A 22688-nucleotide genomic window follows, 5' to 3' on the forward strand; every position below is an offset into this window, starting at 1 on the left:
CCGACACTGCTCGGCCCGTCAGTCCTGATTGCGAAATATCCGGGTCGAGGAAAAGAACCGCTCCAGTTCTTCGATCCGCTCCTTGCTTTCTTCCCAACGCGCCTCCTGCACTTCGGCAATCAGCGTTTCCGAGATCAACTGCAAGGCAATGGTCGAATCCCAACTGGAGGGCGCCTCGACCAATGCGTGGAAGGAATAATTGGCGGTCTTTCCGATTGGCGAACCCCATTGGTCCGTAAACAGAACAACGGTGACGCCGCGGCCCGAGGCAACCTGTGCCAGCTTCTCCAGATGCGCCTCGTAACGGCGGATGTCGAAGATCACCAGAACGGATGACTCATCCATATCCAGAAGGTATTGCGGCCAGACATTCGCCGAATTGCCCAGCATCGTCACATTGGGCCGGATGATCTGCATATGATTGAACAGATAATCCGCATTTGACCGCGTGATGCGACCACCAACGACGTATAGATGGCGCTCTGTCTCGGCCAAAAGACGCGCGACGGCATCGAACATCTCTTTGTCCAGACGTTCCAGCGTGTGGCGCATGTTGGTCCATACCGCCTGGGCAAAACGCGTTGTCGGATGTTCTGCCTCGTCATCCACAACCCAGGCGTCCCGTTTCGAGATCGGCTTTTTGATCTGCGCCGCAACCTCTTCGCGCAGCGCATCCTGCAAGTCGGGGAACCCGTCAAACCCAAGCTTGCGCGCCATGCGAATGACGGTCGGGGTCGAAACCTGCGCCGCAGCGGCCAGCTTGGTGATCGATTGCAAACCGGCCATCGGATAATCCTGCAACAGGACCGAGGCCAATTGACGTTCAGACCGTGTCAGATCGTCCAGCTCATCCTGAATCCTCTGTTTGACAAGTTTGGCAACGGTGGCCATCGGCGCCCTCGTTTCTTGAATTTGTTACAGAATATGTTCGTTTGAAATTTTGTCTACAGAAATTTTCTTGACAGGTGAGAAGTTGCTGTAACAAATGCTACCTATGCGTCACGAGACCGAGTCATCATTGCTTTTGCCGACCGAAGCCCCGGCAGCCCGCGTGCTCAATGCGCACGGTCGCGCGCCTGCCGTGCTGATATGCGAACATGCAAGCCGGTTTATTCCGGCCGCGCTGGATGGACTGGGGCTGGATGAGGCGGCGGCCAGCTCTCACGCGGCCTGGGACATCGGCGCGCTGGACCTGTCGGTGGAGCTGATGGGCGCTTTGGATGCGCCGCTGGTCCACTCGCGCGTCAGTCGCCTTGTTTATGACTGCAACCGCCCGCCCGAACGCGAAGATGCCATGCCGCAAGTCAGCGAAGTGTTTTCCATTCCCGGCAACATGAACCTGACAGATGCTCAGCGCGCCCAGCGGGTTCGCGACGTGTATGAGCCTTTCAAAACGCTGGTTTCATCCACTTTGGACGAACGGCCTGAACCTCCGGTTGTCATCACGATCCACAGTTTCACGCCCGTCTACAAGGGAGCCCCCCGAACGGTAGAGCTGGGGATTCTTCATGACGAAGACGACCGCGCCGCGCAGCTGATGCTGAGCCACGCGGAAAGCTCGAGATTGCGTGTGGCTTTGAACGAACCTTACTCGGCGACGGATGGCGTCACGCACACGTTGCGCGAACACGCGGTCCGGCGCGGGCTTCCAAATGTCATGATCGAAGTTCGAAACGATCTGATCGACACAGCAGACGGCGTGAACCGCATTGCGGGATTGCTGACGCCAATTCTGCAATCGGTCATCCAAGACTTATCGCACGCAGAGGCGAAACCATGAGAGCAGAGGTATCGGGATGAATTTCATGCGGGGATATGTGGCGGTCATTGACCGCACGAACCGCTGGATCGGACGCTTCGTCATGTACGGCATCTTCGTCATGATGGGCATCCTGCTCTGGTCCTCGATTTCAAAAACCTTTTTCCTGCCATCGCTTTGGACCCTGGAAATGGCCCAGTTCGCAATGGTCGCCTACTACATTCTGGGCGGACCCTATTCGATCCAGATGGGATCCAACGTCCGCATGGACCTTCTGTACGGCGAATGGTCCGACCGTCGTCGCGCGTGGACGGATGCGATCACCGTCCTTTTCCTGATCATCTACCTGGGCGTGATGATCTACGGCGGATACGACTCGCTGAGCTATTCGCTGCAATATGGCGAACGCAGCCCGACCGCGTGGCGTCCATACCTGTGGCCAATCAAGGTCATCATGGTCGTGGGCCTGTTTCTGATGTTGCTTCAGGCGATCTCGGAACTGTTCAAAGATATTCTGCGCCTCAGGGGCGATGACATCCCGCGCGAGGTGATCTGATGTCGTACGAATTGATCGCCATCCTGATGTTTTCGACCATGATGCTGATGCTGCTGACCGGGCAGCGCGTTTTTGGCGCGATTGGTTTTGTCGCCGTGATGGCCGCCCTGTTTCTGTGGGGGGATCGCGGCGGCTATGACATTGGCTTTTCGGCCGCCATGAAGCTGATGAAATGGTATCCGCTGCTGACCCTGCCGATGTTCATCTTCATGGGCTATGTTCTGGCCGAATCCAAAATTGCAGACGATCTGTACAAGATGTTCCACGTCTGGATGGGGGGCCTGAACGGCGGGCTCGCAATAGGCACGATCGGTCTTATGGTGCTAATTTCGGCCATGAACGGGCTGAGTGTCGCAGGCATGGCCATCGGCGCGACCATTGCGCTGCCGGAACTTCTGAAACGCGGCTATGACAAGAAAATGGTGACCGGGGTGATACAAGCCGGATCGTCATTAGGTATTCTTGTGCCACCCTCCGTCGTGCTGGTTCTTTACGCGATGATCGCGCGCCAGCCAGTCGGGCAGCTCTGGCTTGCCGGGCTGCTTCCCGGGCTAATGATGGCCGCAATGTTCATCCTTTACATCGTGATCCGCTGCCGCATCAACCCGGCGTTAGGGCCCGCCTTGTCAGCCGAGGAGCGCGACGTGCCCATGGCAGAGAAACTGCGCCTGTTGCGCGCAGGCCTTCTGCCCTTGGGTATTTTTGCCGCGATGATGGTGCCCTTCGTCAACGGCTGGACCTCGCTGGTCGAAAGCTCGGCCATCGGTGCGTTGACGGCGTTCGCCGCGGCCATCCTCAAGGGCCGCATGACACGTGAGGTTTTCGAGACATCCGTGCGGTCGACGCTGGGCATCACCTGTATGTTCATGTGGATCATCCTGGCTGCGCTTGCCTTTGGCGCTGTTTTCGACGGCTTGGGCGCCGTTCGGGCAATCGAGAATCTGTTTACCGAACGGCTGGGCCTCAACCCGTGGGTGATCCTGATCTTGATGCAGCTCAGCTTTATTCTGATGGGCACGTTTCTGGACGATACGGCCATGCTGGTGATCGTCGCGCCTTTGTACGTGCCGCTCGTGGGTGCATTGGGGTTCGACCTGATCTGGTATGGGGTTCTGTACACGATCACCACCCAGATCGCCTATATGACGCCGCCCTTCGGCTACAACCTGTTCCTGATGCGCGCGATGGCGCCACCAGAGATATCGCTGCGCGACATTTACGGTTCGATCCTGCCCTTCGTGATGGTGATGACGCTGGCGCTGGCGATCATCATGACGTTCCCGCAGATCGCACTGTGGCTGCCTGAATACATCTACAACAAATGATCCCGGATCAAACCGGGGCTTCGCGGGCAATCCCCGCACAATCGAAACTGACCAACGGAGAGAGAGAATGACGAACAGACGTACATTTCTGAAAGGTGCTGCGGCCGCTCCCGCCGCTGCTCTGGCGACGCCTGCACTGGCGCAATCGACCATCAGATGGCGGATGCAGACCTATGCCGGCCCGGCGCTGGCCGAACACGTGATCGACCCGGCCATCAAGATGTTCAACACGATCGCCGGAGACCGGATGCAGATCGAGCTGTTCTATGCCGACCAGCTGGTTCCGACGGGCGAGCTGTTCCGCGCCATGCAGCGCGGCACGATTGATGCCGTGCAGTCGGATGATGACTCGATGGCATCGCCCACCGAGGTCACCGTGTTCGGCGGCTATTTCCCCTTTGCCTCGCGCTACTCGCTGGACGTGCCGGTTCTGTTCAACCAGTACGGGCTGAACGAGATCTGGGACGAGGAATACTCGAAAGTCGGCGTCAAGCACATTTCGGCCGGTGCCTGGGACCCGTGCCACTTTGCAACGAAAGACCCGATCAACAGCCTGGCAGACCTTCAGGGCAAACGTGTGTTTACCTTCCCGACCGCGGGCCGCTTCCTGTCTCAGTTCGGCGTTGTGCCGGTCACCCTGCCCTGGGAAGACATCGAAGTCGCGGTTCAAACCGGAGAACTGGACGGTATCGCGTGGTCCGGCATCACCGAAGACTACACCGTCGGCTGGGCGGATGTAACCAACTACTTCCTGACCAACAACATCTCGGGTGCCTGGGCCGGTTCGTTCTTTGCCAACATGGACCGCTGGAACGAGCTGCCCGAAGATTTGCAGACCCTGTTCCGCGTCTGCACCGATCAGTCCCACTATTATCGTCAATGGTGGTACTGGGGCGGCGAGGCCAGCCTGCGCGTCAACGGAGACAAGATGCAGCTGACGTCGATTCCGGACGAAGAATGGGCAACCGTCGAAGCCGCGGCCGTTGCCTTCTGGGACGAGATCGCAGCCGAATCCGAAACCAAGGCGAAGGTTGTTGAAATCTTCAAACAGTACAACGCCGACATGCTCAAGGCTGGACGGCCCTACCGCTACGGCTAAGACTTGGCCAAGCGACCCGCCCCTTGCATGGGGGCGGGTCTGACTGAACGAATGGCCGATGAAGGATTTCGGCAAAGACAAAGGTGGCACATGCTCACGTTCGAACATCTGAAAACGCAGGTATCCGAAGGTTCGGTTGATACGGTTTTGGTCTGCATGGTGGACATGCAGGGCCGGTTGATGGGCAAGCGTTTTCACGCGGGCCATTTCGTGGCAGGCGCATGGGAAGAGACCCATTGCTGCAACTACCTGCTGGCCACCGATCTGGAGATGGCGACACCCGATGGTTATGCCTCGACCAGTTGGGAACGGGGCTATGGCGATTATGTCATGAAACCGGACCTCAGCACCCTGCGCCCGGTGCCGTGGCTTGAAGGCACGGTGATGGTGATGTGTGACGTGCTGGATCATCACACGCACGAGGAAGTGCCGCACGCGCCGCGCTCAATCCTGAAAAAACAGGTCAGCCGTTTGAAAGCCATGGGCTATGACGCCATGACGGCGACCGAGCTTGAGTTTTTCCTGTTTGAGAAAAGCTTTGACCAGATCCGCAAGGAAGGTTTCCGGGATTTGGAGCCGATCTCGGGCTATAACGAAGACTATCATATCCTTCAGACCACCAAGGAAGAGCATGTCATGCGTCCGATCCGCAACCATCTGTGGGATGCGGGCATTCCGGTTGAGAACTCCAAAGGTGAGGCCGAGACCGGACAGGAAGAGCTGAACATCAAATACGCACCCGCGATGGAAACAGCCGAGTATCATTCGATCGCCAAGAACGCTGTGAAAGAGATCGCGTGGCAACATGGTCACGCAGCGACGTTCCTGCCGAAATGGCACCACGAGAAAGTCGGCAGCTCGTCCCATGTGCACCAGTCACTGTGGGCAGATGGACAGCCTGCCTTCTACGACGCCGGGGACGATCTGGGCATGTCGGCGCTGATGAAAAGCTATATGGCTGGGCTGCTGAAATATGCCCCTGATTACACCTATTTCATGGCGCCTTACATCAACAGTTACAAACGCTTCATGAAAGGCACCTTCGCGCCAACGCGGATCATATGGTCCGTGGACAACCGCACCGCCGGGTTCCGCCTGTGCGGTGACGGCACCAAGGCCGTACGCGTCGAGTGCCGAATTCCGGGCTCAGATATGAACCCCTATCTGGCGATGGCTGGCATGCTGGCGGCAGGGATCGCGGGCATCGAGGAAGGGCTGGATCTGCAACCGCCGACCAAAGGCGACGTTTACCAGGGTGAGACTGCGATGATCCCGGGCAACCTTCGCGCCGCGCGGGACGCGCTGCACGGATCGGTCATGTTGCGCGCGGCCATGGGAGATGACGTCGTCGACCACTATACCCGTGCCGCGGAGGTCGAGATCGAGGAGTTCGAACGCGTGGTCACGGATTGGGAAATCGCCCGCGGATTCGAGCGGGCGTAAGGTCGGGACGCGCTGGGGGCTCTGCCCCCAGACCCCCGGGATATTTTGGGCCAGATGAAGCAGGGATCCTGTTTCTTTCGGAAATGGAGTGAAAATGGGGCAGATGTTGAAATGTGTCTCGCCGATCGATGGATCGGTTTATGCCGAACGTGAAGTGTTGCCGCGAGAGGCCGCGTTCGGGGCCGCGGCGCGTGCTCGGGCTGCTCAGGCGGAATGGGCAGCTCGTCCGTTGCAGGAGCGGATCGATCTTGTGATGGCGGGTGTGGCCGCCGTTGGCGCCATGAACGATGAGATCGTGCCGGAACTGGCCCATATGATGGGTCGCCCAGTGCGTTATGGCGGCGAGTTCGGTGGATTCAACGAACGTGCCAGCCATATGGCGGAGATTGCCGAGACGTCCCTGGCAGATATCGCCGTCGGCGAAGACGAAACGTTCAAACGCTACATCAAGCGCATTCCTCATGGGGTGGTCTTTGTGGTGGCGCCCTGGAACTATCCCTATATGACGGCGATCAACACGGTCGCACCGGCGCTGATCGCGGGCAACACGGTCGTCCTGAAACACGCGACACAGACGCTGCTGGTGGGCGAGCGCATGGCAAAGGCGTTCCAGTCGGCAGGTGTGCCCGAGGACGTATTCCAGAATGTGTTCCTGAGCCATGACGTGACCAACGACCTGATCGCGGGTAATGCATTTGATTTCGTGAACTTCACCGGATCAGTCGGCGGCGGTCAGGCGATGGAACGTGCCGCGGCGGGCACGTTTACCGGCGTCGGCACCGAGCTGGGCGGCAAGGATCCCGGCTATGTCATGGACGATGCCGACCTGAATGCCGCGGTCGACACGCTGATTGACGGTGCGATGTTCAATTCGGGCCAGTGTTGTTGCGGAATCGAGCGGATCTATGTTCACGAGAGCCTTTATGATGACTTTGTCGCCAAGGCGGTGGACATCGTGAAGGGTTACAAGCTGGGCAACCCGCTGGATGCCGAGACGACGATTGGCCCGATGGCCAATGTGCGGTTTGCCGATGAGGTGCGAGCCCAGATCGCCGAGGCGGTTGCAGCCGGTGCGGTTGCGCATATCGACACCTTCGCTGAAGACGACGGTGGCGCGTACCTGACACCGCAAATCCTGACCAATGTCACTCATGACATGCGCGTGATGCGGGACGAAAGCTTTGGGCCCGTGGTGGGCATCATGAAAGTGTCCTCGGACAAGGAGGCCATCGCATTGATGAATGACAGTGAGTTTGGCCTGACTGCCAGCCTGTGGACCCGCGATGTGGATCGTGCGGCGCGGGTGGGTGACCGGATCGAAACGGGGACCGTGTTCATGAACCGCGCCGATTATCTGGACCCCGGCCTGTGCTGGACGGGCTGCAAGAATACCGGGCGCGGCGGCGGTCTGTCCGTCATCGGATACCACAACCTGACACGTCCCAAATCCTACCACCTCAAAAAGGTAACGGGCTAAGGACGACGGCCTGCTTCGGACCCACCCCCTCGCCGAAGCAGGCCTTATTTTGCAAAGGAAACCTGACATGACACTTGTTGGAAACTGGTCCTATCCGACCGCCATCAAATTCGGAGCCGGGCGCATCAGGGAATTGCCCGAAGCCTGCGCCGCCGCCGGAATGAAGAAACCATTGCTGGTCACGGACAAGGGGCTGGCCGATCTGCCCATCACCGGCTCGACACTGGACATCATGGAAGCCGCCGGACTGGGACGCGGCCTGTTCAGCGATGTGGACCCCAACCCCAATGAGAAGAACCTTGAAGCCGGAGTTGCGGCCTATAACGCGGGTGGCCATGACGGGGTGATCGCCTTTGGCGGCGGCTCTGGGCTGGATCTGGGCAAGATGGTCGCCTTCATGGCCGGTCAGACGCGCCCCGTTTGGGATTTCGAGGATATCGGCGACTGGTGGACACGAGCCGATGCCGACGCGATCGCGCCAATCATTGCCGTTCCGACCACCGCAGGGACAGGATCGGAAGTGGGCCGCGCGAGCGTCATCACCAATTCCGAGACCCATGCCAAGAAGATCATCTTTCATCCCAAGGTTCTGCCGACCGTGGTGATTTGCGACCCGGAGCTGACCGTCGGGATGCCCAAGTTCATCACGGCAGGAACAGGCCTGGACGCCTTCGCGCATTGCGTCGAAGCCTTCTCGAGCCCGCATTATCACCCGATGAGCCAGGGCATCGCGCTGGAGGGTATGCGATTGGTGAAGGAGTATTTGCCCCGTGCCTATGCAGACGGCACCGATATCGAGGCCCGCGCCCAGATGATGAGCGCCGCTGCCATGGGCGCAACGGCTTTCCAGAAGGGCCTTGGCGCGATCCACGCGATGAGCCACCCAATTGGCGCGGTATTCAACACCCATCACGGCACCACGAACGCGGTCTGCATGCCCGCTGTGCTGGACTTCAACGCCCCGGCCATTGCAGATCGGTTCCAGCAAGCTGCGGCATATCTGGGCATCGACGGCGGCTTCGATGGTTTCCGCGCCTTCGTGCAGAATTTCAACGACAGCCTTGGCATCCCCCGCACATTGTCCGACCTGGGTGTGGCCGAAGCTTCAATCCCAGAGCTTGTCGAAGGGGCGATCATCGATCCGTCATGCGGCGGCAACCCGATTGAGTTGACGAAAGACAACCTGACGCAGCTGTTCAAAGCAGCGCTTTAAGAAACCAAAGGGCCCGGCGAAACTTGCCGGGCCCTTCGCGTTCAGATTGCCAAGGTCAGATCAATGCCCGGTCAAAACCAGAGTGTTCACCGGCATCAGGATCAAACGCAAGCGCAGACCCGCTGCATGCACCACGCCGATCGTGTCGACCACGTGCAGGAAGGTCGCCTCCCAAAAGCCAAGATCCTCGTGCTCCAACCGCTCGTGGTTGTCTGTGTAGACATTGGCCAGACAATTGCTGCCCGGCGGAATGTCATCGGCCATACCTTTGTACAGCGGCTCCATATAGACCAGAATCGAGCCCGGATTGTTGTTGGCCTGCACGTCCCGCAATTCGTCCGATGGGCGGATCTGGCCAGACGGGATGACATCCTGCACCTCGACCACCACGGTGGGGATCACGGTGAATGGCTTTGTCATGCAGCCCAATTCACCAATCATGCCCGGCTTGATCACCTGGGCAGAGAGCTGGCTGAAAGCAGCCTGAAAACGATCATGCCCTGTGTGCGATGGCACAAGAATGCCCGCGGGGCGCAACAACGGGCTTACGTAGTCACCGACCTGAAGGCCGAACTGTTCGACCCGCCCTGTGACGCCCGCGGTGATCACCGTCTTGTCCAACTCGGTCTGCGCAGCATCCAGTTGCGCAATGGCACTGGCCAGCTGCGCGGGGATCAGTTCTTCGATCTGCTGCTCAACCGCGGCACGTTTGGATTCCGCTGCAAGAACCTGGGCCTCTCGCTCGGCGACAAGGTTTTCCAGCCTCTCAATCTCGGCCAGCCTTACGGCGCTTGAACCTTCGTCGCGCAAGGTCGTGTTGCGCTCAAGATCCTCCAGGGACTGCGCAAGTGCAGCCTTGGCACCTGCAATTCCAGCTTCCGCCTCGGCCAAGTCGGTTTCCGCAACCTTAAGCGAGGCCTGCACCTGTGCAATCTGCGCATTTGCCGCCTGGACCTGGGCAGTCTGGCTGAAATCCTCGATCCGGAAAATCGGTTGACCCGCGGTTACCAGTTCGTTGTTCTTGACGAAAACCTCGGAAACACGACCGCCCAATTGCGGCAGAATGGTCACCGTCCGGAAATAGGATGCCGCGGTTTTGCTGGCCGGATGAAAGTAAAACAGCGTGGTGATCACGGTCAGCGCCAGAATGGCACAGGTGGTCAAACCCCAGCGAAGTTCGTACCACATGGTGAACAAGGTAATCTCGTGACCGATCCGCTTGCCCTGTACAAAACGGCGGAACAGATAGTCGGGCAGCACCGTTATCAGGGCGCAGAGCATGGTCTCGATCATGTGGATTGCTCCTGCGCATCGCTGGGTCCAGGATCTGGCGCAGCCGGCACCGTTGTTTCAGGCACTGGTTCCGGAACAGGTGACCGACCCAAAGAACGAATGGCATCGGCAATGTTTCGAAGCGGGGTGGCAAAATCCGGGAACTGGAACCCTGCGACCAATATAGCAGCAACCCAGAAAAGCCCATTATGTGTAAACAGCGCCAGCAGTGCCAGAATGCCCACCAACTGAAATTGCGGGTGATTGTTTTCGTGGGCCATTTTTTCGGGAACCGAATGCAGCGTCAGGTATCCGACACCGATCAGCACCACCAGAACGACGAAAAAAACGACCATGGCGGAGAAAAGGTAATCGCTTCCGTCAGCTGCGACAACATATCCTGGAATATGCCCTGTGGCCATTGGATGAAGGTCTGCTGCGGTCACCTTACCCTCCTGTATATTTTGATACTTCTTTGACCGGGTTGAAGCACAATTTCAAGGCTGCTTATAGTCCGGGAACCCAAACGCGTGGCGAACGAGGAGCTTTGGCGCCAGCATGAAACTCAAGGAACTTGTAGCGTCTCTGCTCAGGATGGATCGCAAGTCATGATTGATTTCCTGATAATCGGAGGCGGCATCGCCGGGCTGAGCGCCGGTGCGCGCCTGTCGCAGCACGGAACCGTGATGGTTCTGGAAGCGGAAGACGCCCTGGGCTATCACGCGTCGGGCCGGTCAGCGGCTTTGTTCGAAGAAAGCTACGGGCCGCCTTCGGTCGTCGCCCTGAACAAAGCGGGGGCTGCCTTTCTTCATACGCAGAATGGCGGTTACCTGACCCCGCGCGGATTGATGCTGGTCGGAGCAATTGACCAGCCCGACATGTTCGAAGCCGATTGCGCCGATCTGAACATGGTGAAAATACCGATGGAACAGGCGATATCGCGCGTTCCGATCCTGAATCCGGGCAAGGTCGGGTTTGCGGCCATCAGCGAAGCGGCGTTTGACATCGATACGGATCGCCTGTTGCAGGATTTCGCCCGGACCATCCGGCAAAACGGGGGAACGGTTTCGACGAAAAGCAGAGTCACCGGCATTCGAAAAGAAAAACACTGGGCGGTTGAGGCCGGTGAGATCTTTGAAGCCCGCACTTTGATCAACGCAGCCGGGGCCTGGGTGGATGAGGTTGCACAGCTTGCAGGGCTGCCCGGTATCGGCATCATACCCCGTCGTCGGTCAATGGCGCGTCTGCCCGCCCCCGGAGGGCATGACGTTTCTGTCTGGCCGATGATGCTGGGCGCCGGCGAAACATGGTACGCCAAACCGGATGCGGGCAAGCTGCTGGTCTCACCATCCGAAGCCGATCCGGTTCCGCCACAGGATGCTTATGCCGATGATATGGTGCTGGCAGAGGGTCTGGCACGGTATGAGGAGCTGATGACCGAACCTGTCACAAGAGTTGAAACGAATTGGGCGGGCTTGCGCAGTTTTGCCCCGGACGGGACCTTGGTGCTTGGGCGCGACCCGCTGGACAATTCGTTTGTCTGGTGTGGCGGTCAGGGCGGGTATGGATTTCAAACCTCACCGGCGGCCTCGCAACTGCTGTGCGATCTTGTTGTCGGAAACACACCCGAACTGGAACCTGACATAGTAGGCATGTTGACCCCTGACAGGCTGAAACGATGATCAAGCGCAGCCTCCCCTCTTCTGCAAGCGTCGCCACTGCGTCTGAAGATGGCAAGCTGGTGGCCCCGGCAGCATCCCGGAACACCGACGCCCTGTGTGCAGTGTTGCAAGAATGGGGCCCGTCCCAGGGCCAGGCATTGGAAATCGCAAGCGGGACTGGTCAGCATGTCAGGGCCTTCGCCGAATTGCTGCCCGGGCTGACCTGGCAGCCTTCGGAAGTTGACCCTGAGCGGCGCGTGAGTATCGACGCCTATACCCGTAACCTGCCCAATGTCGCGTCGGCCGCAGAACTGGATGCAACGCTTTCGGGCTGGCACAGGCGGTTTTACGGCCAGGATCTGATCGTTCTGATAAACTTGATTCACTTGATCAGTTGGCAGGAAACCAGAACCATCATTTCAGAAGTCGCCCAATCCCTGTCACCAAAGGGGCGGTTCATCTTGTACGGTCCGTTCAAACGTTCGGGCCAACTCGCCAGTGACGGGGATGTCCGCTTTCATAAGGCTTTGATCCAGCAAGCCCCCGAAATCGGCTACAAAAACGACGCGGACATTCTGGACCTGTTCAAAAACGTCGGGCTTCACACGCTGGCACCGGTCGAAATGCCTGCCAACAATCTTGCGATCATTGCCGAACGCCCTGACGTCTGATCGAGATCAAAGTCAAACAACCGCGTCCCAATTCATATTCCGGTTACTAGATATGAAGAAGGGCACTCAGCAATGGCATGGCAAGAAAAACTCTCGGCAACACGAAAGAGTTTGCGAAACCTGAACGGATCCATTCCCGATACGACACGCGCATTCGGAGCGCTTGGCAAAGCCGTCAAAGAGGGCGGGACGCTCGACTACAAGACCAAGGAACTCATTGCGTTGGGCATGTCAGTCACCCTGCGATGCGAACCCTGCATCACCCTGCACACCGAAGCTTTGATCAAGGCCGGTGCGACACGGGAAGAAGTGTCCGACGTGTTGGCCATGGCGATCCAGATGGGCGGCGGCCCAGCCATGATGTATGCGGCCAAGGCGCTGGAATGCTTCGACGAACTGTCTGGATGACAAAAAGAAAAGGCCCCGAAGGTTTCCGGGGCCTTTCTTCGATCAACCGTCCTTGCGGATGGTTTCGTTTTTCGGGTCGTAGGGGCTGTCGCAGGTCACGACCGCATCCCACAGCTTGTCCTGCATCTTGACCTTCAGCTTTGTACCTTCGACTGCCAGCTCGGGCTTCACATAGCCCATGCCGATGGATTTCTCGAACACTACGGAATACCCGCCCGAGGTCAATCGACCCACGCGTTCACCTTCCGGTGTGTACAGTGCCTCGCGGCCCCATGGGTCGGCATCCTCCGGCCCGTCGATCAGCAGGGTACAGCATTTCACGCGCACGCCGGTTTCTTCCAGCTTGGCCTTGCCGTAAAAGTCTTTCGACAAATCGACAAAGCGCGGCAGGTCGGCCTCCAGCGGGGTCGCGTCACGGCCCAGTTCGGTGCCAAAGGCGCGATAGGATTTCTCCTGACGCAGCCAGTTCTGGGCGCGGGCACCGACCAGCTTCATGCCATGCTTCTCGCCGGCTTCTTCAAGCAGGTCGAACAGGTAGTTCTGCATCTCGATCGGGTGGTGCAGTTCCCAGCCCAGCTCGCCGGTATAGGCCACGCGGATCGCGTTGACAGGGCACATGCCAAGTTCGATCTGACGGGCCGACAGCCACGGGAAGCGCTTGTTCGACAGGGCGGTTTCCGGATCGGCGTCCTTGATGACCTCTTTCAGAACGTCACGCGACTTGGGTCCGGCGATGGCGAAGACGCCCCATTGCGTGGTCACGTCCTGGATTTCGATATATCCGAACTCCTCCATCTTGTCCTCGGCCGCCTTGCGCAGATAGTCGGCGTCGTACTCGGTCCAGGCTCCGGCAGAGACGAGGTAATAGTTGTTCTCGCCATTGCGGACGATGGTGTATTCGGTGCGCGTGGTGCCATGCGAGGTCAGCGCGTAGGTCAGGTTGATACGACCGACCTTGGGCAGCTTGTTGCAGGTGAACCAGTCCAGGAACTGGGTGGCACCGGGGCCTTTTACGACATGCTTGGTGAAGGCCGACGCATCGATCAGGCCAACGCCTTCTCGGATCGCTTTGGCTTCTTCGACGGCATACTGCCACCAACCACCGCGGCGGAAGCTGCGGCTTTCTTTGTCGAAGTTGTCAGGCGCATCCAGCGGGCCGAAATAGTTTGGACGCTCCCAACCGTTGACCCAACCAAACTGTGCACCACGCGCCTTCTGACGGTCGTATGCCGGAACAGTACGCAACGGACGGCAAGCTTCACGCTCTTCATCCGGGTGGTGCAGGATATAGACGTGTTCATAGCACTCTTCGTTTTTGCGGGCCGCGAACTCGGTGGTCATCCAGTTGCTGGAATAGCGTTTGGGGTCCAGCGAGGCCATATCGATCTCGGCTTCGCCATCGACCATCATCTGCGCCAGATAGTAGCCGGTGCCGCCTGCCGCGGTGATGCCAAAGCTGAAACCTTCGGCCAGCCACATGTTGCGCAGGCCCGGCGCAGGGCCGACCAGCGGATTGCCGTCAGGCGTATAACAGATCGGGCCGTTGAAATCGTCTTTCAGGCCGGACTCGGCACAGGACGGCACGCGCTCGGCCATAGCCATGTACTGATCCGCGATCCGATCCAGATCCAGCGGGAACAGATCCGCGCGGAAGCTGTCCGGCACACCGTGTTCAAACCGCGCGGGGGCGCCATGTTCATAGATACCCAGGATCCAGCCGCCGCGTTCTTCACGGGCATAGGATTCGTTGTCGGCGTCGCGCACGACGGGGTGTTCCGGGTTGCCTGCTTCGCGCCATTTGACCAGTTCAGGGTCCTTGTCCATGACGATAAACGTGTGTTCGACCGGGATCGCAGGCATCTTGATGCCCAGCATCTTGGCGGTGCGCTGTGCGTGGTTGCCCGATGCAGTGACGACATGCTCGGCAGTGATCACAACCTTTTCGTCGCTTTCGACAAGGTTGCCGCCTTTTTCCACCATCTTGGTGCAGGTGACTTCCCAATGGGTGCCGTTCCAGTGGAAGGCATCCGCCTGCATCTTGCGCACGATCTCGACGCCACGCTGACGGGCCCCCTTGGCCATGGCCTGCGTCACATCTGCCGGGTTAATATACCCGTCTTCGGTATGGTAGATCGCGCCCTTCAGATCCGATGTCTCGATCAGCGGCCAGCGTTCCTTGATCTGCTCGGGGGTCAGCCACTCATAGGCAACATCACAGGTTTCGGCGGTAGAGGCGTAGAGCATGTACTCGTCCATGCGCTCCTGCGTCTGCGCCATGCGCAGGTTGCCGACGACGGCAAAGCCCGCGTTCAGCCCGGTTTCTTCTTCCAGCGTCTTGTAGAATTCGACCGAGTACTTGTGGATGTGCGTTGTCGCATAGGACATGTTGAACAATGGCAGCAGACCAGCCGCGTGCCAGGTGGACCCGGACGTCAGCTCGTCCCGTTCGATCAACATCACATCGTCCCAGCCCGCTTTGGCCAGATGATAGGCAATCGAGGTCCCAACGGCGCCGCCGCCAACAACCAGTGCTTTGACTTGGGTTTTCATAACCGGGCGTCTCCCCTTGAAATCAGTTGACACCATATGGCGCACTTGAGGGGGATCGCGCGACATTCATCCGACCAGTGATATGAAAAAAACGACCCGATCATCAAATGCGGGTCGCAGATCGGACATGAAACCCGTGATCTCAACCGCTGGAGCGACAGCGCTTGCTTGTCCCGATCGTGGTGCAGACAAGTTTCCGAACTTCCTCTGACGGTGCCTTCGCCGCGGGTTCCTCGTGCTGTGAAGGTTGGGCACCAGCTTCAAGCCGACTTTCCGAAATCCCGACACGCGCGGATACCGAGGCAACATAACCTTTTAAGCCCAGCCCGTTTTCGGATGCCTTGGCCTGCTGATAATAATCCAGCCCAACAATGGCGACCCCGCAGATCGCTGCAAACCCTGCCAGATATTTTGCGCTCATCTCGACCACCTGTTCCTAACCGAGTCGGTGAGACCAGAACATGTGGACGATTTGAAGGCGCAATGCGGGCCAGAACGCGAAAACCGCTAGGATTGGCCGGTTAATACCTTGCCGGGATTCATGATGTTCTCGGGGTCCAAAGCAGCCTTGATTGCGGCCATATACTGCGTGGCGGCGCCCAGCTCCTTGATAAGGTATGGCCGTTTGCCCTGACCGATTCCGTGTTCACCTGTGCAGGTGCCTTCCATTGAAATTGCCAGGTCGTTCAACCATCCGACAAACTCTTCGGCTTTGGCAACTTCTTCGGTGTTCTGCATATCGATCAAAATAAGCGTGTGAAAGTTCCCATCCCCCACATGCCCCACAATTGGCGCGAGCAAGCCAAGATCAGCTGCCTTCTGCTGAGTGCCGGTCACACATTCCGCCAGGCGCGAGATCGGCACGCAGACATCCGTTGAAATACCACGCGCGCCGGGGCGCAGTTGCAGACACGCCCAATACATATCATGGCGCGCCTGCCAAAGCTTGTTCCGTTCTTCGGTGGTCGAGGTCGCAGCAAAATCCGTACCGCCGAACTCCTCGGCGATCTGACCAAAGGTTTCAGCCTGTTCCGCCGCACCGCTTTCAGAGCCATGGAATTCAAGCAGCAGCAATGGCGTTTCCGGAAGACTCAGCCCGGAATAGGCGTTTGCCGCCTGAACCGACATTTCATCTAGCAACTCTATTCGGGCAACCGGAATGCCATACTGAATGGTCATCATCACCGCGCGGCACGCGGCATCGACCGAAGGAAAGGAACACCTGGCCGAGCTGATCGCTTCGGGGATGCCCTGCAAGCGCAGAGTCAGCTCGGTGATGATACCCAACGTGCCTTCCGCCCCAATCAGAAGGCGTGCCAGATCATACCCGGCCGATGACTTCTTGGCCCGGTGACCGGTACGGATGATCTGGCCGTCCGGCATGACCGCCTCGAGGCTGAGAACGTTGTCGCGCATCGTTCCGTATCGCACCGCATTGGTGCCCGACGCGCGGGTCGCGGCCATACCGCCCAGCGACGCATTCGCCCCCGGGTCAATCGGAAAGAACAAACCCTGATCCCGCAAATGAGTATTCAGCGCCTCGCGCGTGACGCCGGGCTGCACGACACAATCCAGATCTTCGGCGTGGACAGCCAGCACCTTGTCCATCTGCATCAGATCGACCGAGATCCCCCCCGCTGGCGCATTCACATGCCCTTCCAGCGACGTTCCCGTGCCAAAGGGAATCACCGGCACCCGGTGCGCGGCACAGGTTTTGACGATTTCCGACACGTCCTGCGTAGTATGCGGGAAAACCACGGCATCCGGGCTCTGGTTTTCGATCCAGGTCGTGGTGTGCCCGTGCTGTTCACGAATCGCGGCACCCGTTTGCAACCTGTCGCCAAAACGTTGTTTCAGAACGCCTATGACGGTTTCAATACCTGTTTCATTCCGAGGCAAAGCGGTCGCCTGCACCATCGTCATCCTCCCCTGTCCCAGCACGTTGCGGGCCGTTCAGTCCATGACTAAAGGGCCCGTCAAGTGCCGGCAATCCCCACAAATACCGAGGCCCTATTCGCCCAGCGCAATACCTTCGCGACGGGGGTCGGCACCACCGCTCAGCCCGTCGCCGATTTCGATGGCGTGAAGGCCAGATGTCAGGTCACGCGGGTTTACCTCGAACCCAAACTGGGTCAGCCCGTCGGAAAAGCCTTCGGCAGAGGTCCCGACCTCGACATCATATGTTCCGAAACGATTGACAAGATGCGGCAGCGACACGGCTTGTTGCACATCCATGCCCCAGTCGGCCCATGCGATGATCGATTTGGCCACATAGCCGATGATCCGACTGCCACCCGGCGAGCCAATCGCCAGAACCGGCGCGCCATCCTGCATCACGATGGTCGGGCTCATGGACGAACGCGGGCGTTTTCCGGGTTCCAGCCGGTTAGCGATCGGCACACCATTGCTGTGGGTCTTGAACGAAAAATCCGTCAGTTCGTTGTTCAGAAGGAACCCGTTCGTCATCAGACGTGAGCCAAAGCCGTTTTCGATGGTCGTGGTCATCGACAACACGTTGCCATAGCTGTCTACAATCGAGATATGCGAGGTCGAAGGCAGCTCCAGCGACACATCATCCGCCCAGTTCAGCGCGTGGTCGAACTCCGGCTGACCGGGCCCGACATCTGCCAGCGCGCCTTCAGTGTTCAGCGATTCCGCTCGTAGCGACAGGTAGGCCGGATCAACCAGCCCCTTGGTCGGCATGGGCACGAAATCGCTGTCAGCCATGTACCGGCCGCGGTCCGCAAAGGCGAGGCGCGAAGCGTCTCCGATCAACCGCCAGGCCTCGGCGCTTTCCGGCCCCATGGCCGCCAGATCATAGCCGTTCAGCATCCCCAGAATTTGCCCCACGGTCAGCGCACCCGACGACGGCGGGCCCATGCCGCAGACTTCATAGGCGCGGTATTCCGCGCAAACCGGTTCGCGCTCGATCACCTGATACAGCGCAAGATCCGCACCGGACAGAACACCGGGATTGCCCGGAGCATTGCGAACCGTGCGCACGATGTCTGCCGCAATCTCACCGCCGTAGAATCCAGCCGCCCCGTCACTGGCCAACACACGCAGAGTTTCGGCATAAGCTGGGTTCATCAGGCGCTGCCCCTGTTGCAGCGGCGCGCCCCCCGGCAGGAAATATTCAGCGGTTTCCGGGAAGCGCGACAGGCGCTCGGCATCGTTTTCAACAAGGCTGGCCAGACGCGGGGACACCAGGAACCCTTCATCCGCCAACCGGATTCCATCGGCAAACAATCCGGGCCACGAGGAACGCCCCCAGCGGCGATGCGCCTCTTCCAGCAAGGCAGGTGTGCCCGGCGTCCCCACGGACAGCCCACCGACAACCGCATCGAAGAATTTCAGCGGCTCACCGTTTTCGTCCTGAAACAGGGTCGGTGTGGCCGCCAGCGGCGCCGTTTCTCGCCCGTCCAGAGTTGTCATCTGACCGGTCGCTGCATCGTACCAGACCAGAAACGCACCGCCGCCCAAGCCCGAGGATTGCGGTTCGACCAGGCCCAGCACGACCTGCACCGCCACCATGGCGTCTGCGGCAGACCCTCCTGCGCGCAATACTCTGGCGCCGGCCTCCACCGCCAGCGGGTTGGCCGCGGCAACCATCCAGTTCTGGGACGTGACCGGAACGCCATCCAGTTTGGCCTCGAGCGCCGCGATGACCTCGTCGGTCATGGCCTGTACCTGCCCTTCCGTCGCCGTTTCGGGTGCAACGGCATCGGCCGCTTCCTGAGCGAACCCCGGAGCTGCAAAACAAAATGCAGAAAACAGTAGAACTGAAACACGTCTCATCTGATCAAATCCTCCAATACATCCCTGACTATCAAAATTGCGCGCCGAACACGCTCTGAACAAGTCCAAGCTGCACGCCATCAACACATGGCCGACGTCCGCAGCACGCGTTAAGGCTTTGCGTCGCCTACCAATCGATCCTGATCATAGTGGGTCATACCGCGGAACTCGGGCAACCACGCTTCACGCCGGGTGACCCAGCTTTCATATGTTGGCGTCAACTGATCTGGCACATCAAGGCATCCAAGATGCACCTCCACTTCGGTTCCGCTGCGCGCAAAGACCGGAGAGCCGCAGACGGGGCAAAAGAACCTGTCAGCATAACCACGCGCTTCGCCGGAAACCTCTATTCTGTCTTCCGGGAAAACGGCCGCCGCATAGAACACTGCGCCATGATGCTTGCGGCAGTCCAGACAGTGACAGATTCCGACCCGCAGTGGACGACCCGAAGCCCTGATGCGCAGATTTCCACAACGGCATCCTCCTTCATAGACGTCCATTCCTGCTCCTTTCCAGAGCGCTAGAGCATTGCCGGTACAACCTGATCCGGCGGGCGGTGCCCGTCTTCGAAGGTCTTGATGTTGATGATGACCTTCTCGCCCATCTCCACCCGGCCCTCGAGCGTGGCCGATCCCATATGAGGCAACAGAACCACATTGGGCAGCTGCCGCAGGCGCGGGTTTACGTCAGTACCCTGTTCGTAGACATCCAGCCCCGCCCCCGCAATTTCACCTGCGCGGATCATCCGGGTCAGGGCGTTTTCGTCCACGACTTCACCGCGTGACGTGTTGACGATCACTGCCGAGGGTTTCATCAGTTTCAGACGACGTGCGTTCATCAGATGGAAGGTCGACGGCGTTGAGGGGCAATTGACCGAGATCACATCCATCCGCGCGACCATCTGATCCAGGCTTTCCCAATAGGTTGCCTCCAGCTCTTGCTCGGTCTCGGGGCGCAGCCTTCGGCGGTTGTGATAATGGACCTGCATTCCAAACGCGTTCGCACGGCGCGCCACCGCCTGCCCGATCCGGCCCATACCCAGAATGCCCAGACGACGACCTCCGATACGGCCTCCCAGAAACGCGGTGGGCGCCCAGCCGGACCAATCTCCCTGCTGCATCACGCTCAGACCTTCGGGAATACGTCGGGTAACCGCCAGAATCAGGGCCATGGTCATATCGGCGGTGTCATCGGTCAGAACCCCAGGCGTGTTCGACACCAGAATCCCACGCTGGCGCGCGGTGGACACGTCAATATTGTCGACACCGGCACCGTAATTGGCGATGAGCTTAAGCCTTTCGCCCGCCTGCCCCAGCAGACCGCCATCAATCGCATCGGTTACCGTAGGCACCAGGACATCGGCGTCCTGCACTGCGGCCACCAGTTCTTCGCGCGTCATCGGAGTGTCATCGTCGCGCAAGCGCACATCAAACAACTCGCTCAAACGTGTTTCGACCGCTTCGGGCAACCGTCGCGTAACGACAACACTCAAACGTTCTCTTGGCACCTCGGCCCTCCCACTGCTTTGCAAACGGACGCGCGCCATGGCATCGTGGCGCAGGATAAGGCGGGGCACAAGAACCCCTTTGGCATTGAGTCGACCTTTTTTCGAAACCGGATCAACAGGCACAAGAGCAGGCAGTCAGTGAGTGGTATTCGACCGGTAAATCGCCGCTGTCTCGCGGCACTATCCGTATTTCTGATCATGTTAGGTGCATGGGCTGCTCATGCCGACGTGAAACGAGGATCCGTCACCAACCTCCCCCTGCCCCGTTATGTCTCGATGAAAGCAGCAGAAGGCAACGTGCGACGCGGACCTTCTTTGACACATCGAATCGACTGGGTGTTCAAACGACGCGGAATGCCGCTTCAAGTCACTGCCGAATACGGCAACTGGCGACGGGTTCAGGACCGCGACGGCGCTGGAGGCTGGGTTCACTACGCCCTGTTGTCGGGTGTTCGGACAGTACTGATTGAATCCGAAATGCTGCCTGTCTATGCCCGACCCGATCCGACCTCCCCCGTGAATGCGCATTTCGAATCCGGGGTCGTGGCCCGACTGGGAACCTGTTCGCTGGACTGGTGCCGGATCACCGCCGGCGGGTATCGGGGTTGGACCTTGAAGTCGAACCTGTGGGGGGTCGACCCGTCCGAGATTCGCGAATAACCACAGGGCCGACCTTCCCCCGCGTTGCGGACACGCGACAAGGTGTTTGAGTTTCCCGCCGTTATGCTGTGAAACTCGACCAAAACGGAGGCGATCATGCGCGCAGTTACATATTCCACCTTCGGAGACCCGGCCAATGTCCTGCGGATACAGGACCTCCCTCCGGTCCCGCCGGGTCCGGGCGAGGTCACAGTAGGGCTGTCCTTTTCCGGAGTGAACCCTTCCGACGTCAAAGCCCGCGCCGGGACCAGACCGGGCGTGACAGAGCCTCCGTTCCCCCTGATCATCCCGCACAGTGACGGCTCCGGTGTGATCTCGGCCGTTGGCGACGGAGTTTCCGCGTCTCGGATCGGGCAGCGCGTGTGGATCTGGAATGGCCAATGGCAACGCCCTTTCGGCACCGCCGCCAGCCACATCACCCTTCCCGATGCCCAGGCCGTGGCTCTGCCGGATGCAGTGTCGTTGCGGACCGGCGCGATTCTGGGCATTCCCGGTCTTACCGCCTGCCACGCGGTGTTTTCAGGCGGCCGTCCCGATGGGCAAACGATCTTGATACACGGTGGCGCGGGCACCGTCGGCTTTCTGGCCGTTCAGCTTGCTAAATGGGCGGGCGCGCGCGTGATGGCGACGGCCAGCCCTCGCAACTTTGACCGGGTCCGGGAAGCCGGCGCAGATATCGTGATTGATTACGCCAGCAAGGATCTTTCCACCGAAATTCTCGATGCAAATGAAGGAAAGACAATCGGCCGAATCATCGACGTCGAATTCGGCCGGAATATTCAAACAAACGCCGCGGTCATTGCCGAGAACGGTCGCATCAACGCCTATGGCTCTGCCCAAGACATGACCCCCGTGTTTCCGTTCGGACCGATGATGTTCAAAGCCATGACGCTTGAGACCATTTTGATTTATCTTCTTCCGCCGGATCTTCGTACCAATGCCGTAAAGACCCTTCACAAGGCATTGGCGGATGGCGCTTTGACCTGCCCTGTTCAAAAGGTCTTTGCACTTGAGGAATGCGCGTCTGCGCATGCAATGGTGCAGGATGGAAACCGGACCGGAGCCGTGTTGATCGACACCAAATGACCGCCCTGAAAAAAATCTGTTCAACGTGAGTTTTTTTGACAAAACGCTCTTGATCCCTGCCAACAACAATCGTAGACAGCCGCTCACCGTTGGGGTGTAGCCAAGTGGTAAGGCAGCGGTTTTTGGTACCGTGTATCGTAGGTTCGAATCCTACCACCCCAGCCAGTTCATCAGAACATCGTTACTCCGATACCTGTTGACAC

21 protein-coding genes and 1 tRNA gene are annotated in these 22688 nt (G+C 59.1%); 13 read left to right on the forward strand and 9 right to left on the reverse strand.

Annotation, left to right across the window (positions count from 1 at the left end; genetic code table 11):
- Window positions 1-18: 18 nt before the first annotated feature.
- Window positions 19-891, reverse strand: a complete 873-nt coding sequence (locus tag GS620_RS12415) for a MurR/RpiR family transcriptional regulator (RefSeq protein WP_171114706.1) — start codon at window positions 889-891, stop codon at window positions 19-21.
- 103 nt (window positions 892-994) lie between these two features.
- Here GS620_RS12415 and GS620_RS12420 point away from each other — a divergent pair, with 103 nt between their 5' ends.
- From GS620_RS12420 to GS620_RS12450, 7 genes are all read left to right on the forward strand, one after another.
- Entirely contained in the window at window positions 995-1780 is a 786-nt protein-coding gene (locus GS620_RS12420; RefSeq protein WP_253283898.1) for an N-formylglutamate amidohydrolase, read from the forward strand.
- A gap of 16 nt (window positions 1781-1796) precedes the next feature.
- Window positions 1797-2315 (forward strand): TRAP transporter small permease subunit, encoded by a 519-nt coding sequence (locus tag GS620_RS12425; protein WP_152458809.1) that lies wholly within the window; start codon window positions 1797-1799, stop codon window positions 2313-2315.
- Window positions 2315-3640 (forward strand): TRAP transporter large permease subunit, encoded by a 1326-nt coding sequence (locus GS620_RS12430; RefSeq protein WP_171205339.1) that lies wholly within the window; start codon window positions 2315-2317, stop codon window positions 3638-3640. Before GS620_RS12425 ends, GS620_RS12430 begins: the two co-directional genes overlap by 1 nt.
- A gap of 67 nt (window positions 3641-3707) precedes the next feature.
- Window positions 3708-4739, forward strand: a complete 1032-nt coding sequence (locus GS620_RS12435; protein ID WP_170343589.1) for a TRAP transporter substrate-binding protein — start codon at window positions 3708-3710, stop codon at window positions 4737-4739.
- A 90-nt stretch (window positions 4740-4829) separates the two neighbouring features.
- Window positions 4830-6182: a glutamine synthetase family protein gene (locus GS620_RS12440; protein WP_171205338.1), complete on the forward strand. Its 1353-nt coding sequence runs from the start codon at window positions 4830-4832 to the stop codon at window positions 6180-6182.
- A 94-nt stretch (window positions 6183-6276) separates the two neighbouring features.
- On the forward strand, window positions 6277-7659 hold the full coding sequence (locus GS620_RS12445; RefSeq protein WP_171616122.1) for an aldehyde dehydrogenase family protein: 1383 nt from the start codon (window positions 6277-6279) through the stop codon (window positions 7657-7659).
- 67 nt (window positions 7660-7726) lie between these two features.
- Window positions 7727-8872 carry an iron-containing alcohol dehydrogenase gene (locus GS620_RS12450; protein WP_171616124.1) on the forward strand — a complete coding sequence of 382 codons (1146 nt, stop codon included), beginning with the start codon at window positions 7727-7729 and terminating at the stop codon, window positions 8870-8872.
- Between the two features lie 60 nt (window positions 8873-8932).
- Here the strand turns inward: GS620_RS12450 and GS620_RS12455 are convergent, their stop codons facing one another.
- Window positions 8933-10165: an HlyD family secretion protein gene (locus GS620_RS12455; protein ID WP_171616125.1), complete on the reverse strand. Its 1233-nt coding sequence runs from the start codon at window positions 10163-10165 to the stop codon at window positions 8933-8935.
- Window positions 10162-10590, reverse strand: a complete 429-nt coding sequence (locus GS620_RS12460; protein ID WP_171616127.1) for a hypothetical protein — start codon at window positions 10588-10590, stop codon at window positions 10162-10164. Before GS620_RS12460 ends, GS620_RS12455 begins: the two co-directional genes overlap by 4 nt.
- A gap of 162 nt (window positions 10591-10752) precedes the next feature.
- On the opposite strand from GS620_RS12460, the gene GS620_RS12465 reads away from it, so the two are divergent.
- The 3 genes from GS620_RS12465 to GS620_RS12475 all read left to right on the forward strand — a co-directional run bounded on the left by GS620_RS12465 (window position 10753) and on the right by GS620_RS12475 (window position 12884).
- Window positions 10753-11826, forward strand: coding sequence for an FAD-binding oxidoreductase (locus tag GS620_RS12465; RefSeq protein ID WP_171616129.1), 1074 nt, complete (start codon window positions 10753-10755; stop codon window positions 11824-11826).
- Window positions 11823-12476, forward strand: coding sequence for a DUF938 domain-containing protein (locus tag GS620_RS12470; RefSeq protein ID WP_171616131.1), 654 nt, complete (start codon window positions 11823-11825; stop codon window positions 12474-12476). Before GS620_RS12465 ends, GS620_RS12470 begins: the two co-directional genes overlap by 4 nt.
- Window positions 12477-12548: 72 nt before the next feature.
- A complete protein-coding gene (locus GS620_RS12475; RefSeq protein WP_171329503.1) occupies window positions 12549-12884 on the forward strand; it encodes a carboxymuconolactone decarboxylase family protein in 336 nt (111 codons plus the stop codon).
- Between the two features lie 42 nt (window positions 12885-12926).
- Here the strand turns inward: GS620_RS12475 and GS620_RS12480 are convergent, their stop codons facing one another.
- The 6 genes from GS620_RS12480 to GS620_RS12505 form a co-directional block, all read right to left on the reverse strand.
- Window positions 12927-15434 (reverse strand): FAD-dependent oxidoreductase, encoded by a 2508-nt coding sequence (locus GS620_RS12480; RefSeq protein ID WP_171616133.1) that lies wholly within the window; start codon window positions 15432-15434, stop codon window positions 12927-12929.
- A 142-nt stretch (window positions 15435-15576) separates the two neighbouring features.
- The gene (locus GS620_RS12485) at window positions 15577-15855 is read right to left on the reverse strand and encodes a hypothetical protein (RefSeq protein ID WP_171616135.1); all 279 of its coding nucleotides are present in this window, start codon (window positions 15853-15855) and stop codon (window positions 15577-15579) included.
- Between the two features lie 86 nt (window positions 15856-15941).
- Window positions 15942-17351 (reverse strand): FAD-binding oxidoreductase, encoded by a 1410-nt coding sequence (locus GS620_RS12490; protein WP_171616137.1) that lies wholly within the window; start codon window positions 17349-17351, stop codon window positions 15942-15944.
- 93 nt (window positions 17352-17444) lie between these two features.
- Window positions 17445-19232 (reverse strand): gamma-glutamyltransferase, encoded by a 1788-nt coding sequence (gene ggt, locus GS620_RS12495; RefSeq protein ID WP_171205330.1) that lies wholly within the window; start codon window positions 19230-19232, stop codon window positions 17445-17447.
- Window positions 19233-19342: 110 nt separating this feature from the next.
- Complete coding sequence (locus tag GS620_RS12500; RefSeq protein WP_171231164.1) at window positions 19343-19732, reverse strand: GFA family protein; 390 nt, start codon at window positions 19730-19732, stop codon at window positions 19343-19345.
- A 20-nt stretch (window positions 19733-19752) separates the two neighbouring features.
- The gene (locus GS620_RS12505) at window positions 19753-20739 is read right to left on the reverse strand and encodes a D-glycerate dehydrogenase (RefSeq protein ID WP_171167022.1); all 987 of its coding nucleotides are present in this window, start codon (window positions 20737-20739) and stop codon (window positions 19753-19755) included.
- 198 nt (window positions 20740-20937) lie between these two features.
- Here GS620_RS12505 and GS620_RS12510 point away from each other — a divergent pair, with 198 nt between their 5' ends.
- From GS620_RS12510 to GS620_RS12520, 3 genes are all read left to right on the forward strand, one after another.
- Window positions 20938-21399 carry an SH3 domain-containing protein gene (locus GS620_RS12510; RefSeq protein WP_152459907.1) on the forward strand — a complete coding sequence of 154 codons (462 nt, stop codon included), beginning with the start codon at window positions 20938-20940 and terminating at the stop codon, window positions 21397-21399.
- A 96-nt stretch (window positions 21400-21495) separates the two neighbouring features.
- The gene (locus GS620_RS12515; protein ID WP_171616139.1) at window positions 21496-22485 is read left to right on the forward strand and encodes an NADPH:quinone reductase; all 990 of its coding nucleotides are present in this window, start codon (window positions 21496-21498) and stop codon (window positions 22483-22485) included.
- Window positions 22486-22575: 90 nt separating this feature from the next.
- Window positions 22576-22650 (forward strand) — tRNA-Gln (locus GS620_RS12520).
- Window positions 22651-22688 lie beyond the last annotated feature (38 nt).

Source organism: Ruegeria sp. HKCCD6428 (genome assembly GCF_013110595.1).
Classification (GTDB): domain Bacteria; phylum Pseudomonadota; class Alphaproteobacteria; order Rhodobacterales; family Rhodobacteraceae; genus Ruegeria.

Bases quoted from the DNA above. Each gene is read 5' to 3' on its own strand.
- GS620_RS12415 (WP_171114706.1), bottom strand. From the start codon at position 891: ATGGCCACCGTTGCCAAACTTGTCAAACAGAGGATTCAGGATGAGCTG.
- GS620_RS12420 (WP_253283898.1), top strand. From the start codon at position 995: ATGCGTCACGAGACCGAGTCATCATTGCTTTTGCCGACCGAAGCCCCG.
- GS620_RS12425 (WP_152458809.1), top strand. From the start codon at position 1,797: ATGAATTTCATGCGGGGATATGTGGCGGTCATTGACCGCACGAACCGC.
- GS620_RS12430 (WP_171205339.1), top strand. From the start codon at position 2,315: ATGTCGTACGAATTGATCGCCATCCTGATGTTTTCGACCATGATGCTG.
- GS620_RS12435 (WP_170343589.1), top strand. From the start codon at position 3,708: ATGACGAACAGACGTACATTTCTGAAAGGTGCTGCGGCCGCTCCCGCC.
- GS620_RS12440 (WP_171205338.1), top strand. From the start codon at position 4,830: ATGCTCACGTTCGAACATCTGAAAACGCAGGTATCCGAAGGTTCGGTT.
- GS620_RS12445 (WP_171616122.1), top strand. From the start codon at position 6,277: ATGGGGCAGATGTTGAAATGTGTCTCGCCGATCGATGGATCGGTTTAT.
- GS620_RS12450 (WP_171616124.1), top strand. From the start codon at position 7,727: ATGACACTTGTTGGAAACTGGTCCTATCCGACCGCCATCAAATTCGGA.
- GS620_RS12455 (WP_171616125.1), bottom strand. From the start codon at position 10,165: ATGATCGAGACCATGCTCTGCGCCCTGATAACGGTGCTGCCCGACTAT.
- GS620_RS12465 (WP_171616129.1), top strand. From the start codon at position 10,753: ATGATTGATTTCCTGATAATCGGAGGCGGCATCGCCGGGCTGAGCGCC.
- GS620_RS12470 (WP_171616131.1), top strand. From the start codon at position 11,823: ATGATCAAGCGCAGCCTCCCCTCTTCTGCAAGCGTCGCCACTGCGTCT.
- GS620_RS12475 (WP_171329503.1), top strand. From the start codon at position 12,549: ATGGCATGGCAAGAAAAACTCTCGGCAACACGAAAGAGTTTGCGAAAC.
- GS620_RS12480 (WP_171616133.1), bottom strand. From the start codon at position 15,434: ATGAAAACCCAAGTCAAAGCACTGGTTGTTGGCGGCGGCGCCGTTGGG.
- GS620_RS12485 (WP_171616135.1), bottom strand. From the start codon at position 15,855: ATGAGCGCAAAATATCTGGCAGGGTTTGCAGCGATCTGCGGGGTCGCC.
- GS620_RS12490 (WP_171616137.1), bottom strand. From the start codon at position 17,351: ATGGTGCAGGCGACCGCTTTGCCTCGGAATGAAACAGGTATTGAAACC.
- ggt (WP_171205330.1), bottom strand. From the start codon at position 19,232: ATGAGACGTGTTTCAGTTCTACTGTTTTCTGCATTTTGTTTTGCAGCT.
- GS620_RS12500 (WP_171231164.1), bottom strand. From the start codon at position 19,732: ATGGACGTCTATGAAGGAGGATGCCGTTGTGGAAATCTGCGCATCAGG.
- GS620_RS12510 (WP_152459907.1), top strand. From the start codon at position 20,938: ATGTTAGGTGCATGGGCTGCTCATGCCGACGTGAAACGAGGATCCGTC.
- GS620_RS12515 (WP_171616139.1), top strand. From the start codon at position 21,496: ATGCGCGCAGTTACATATTCCACCTTCGGAGACCCGGCCAATGTCCTG.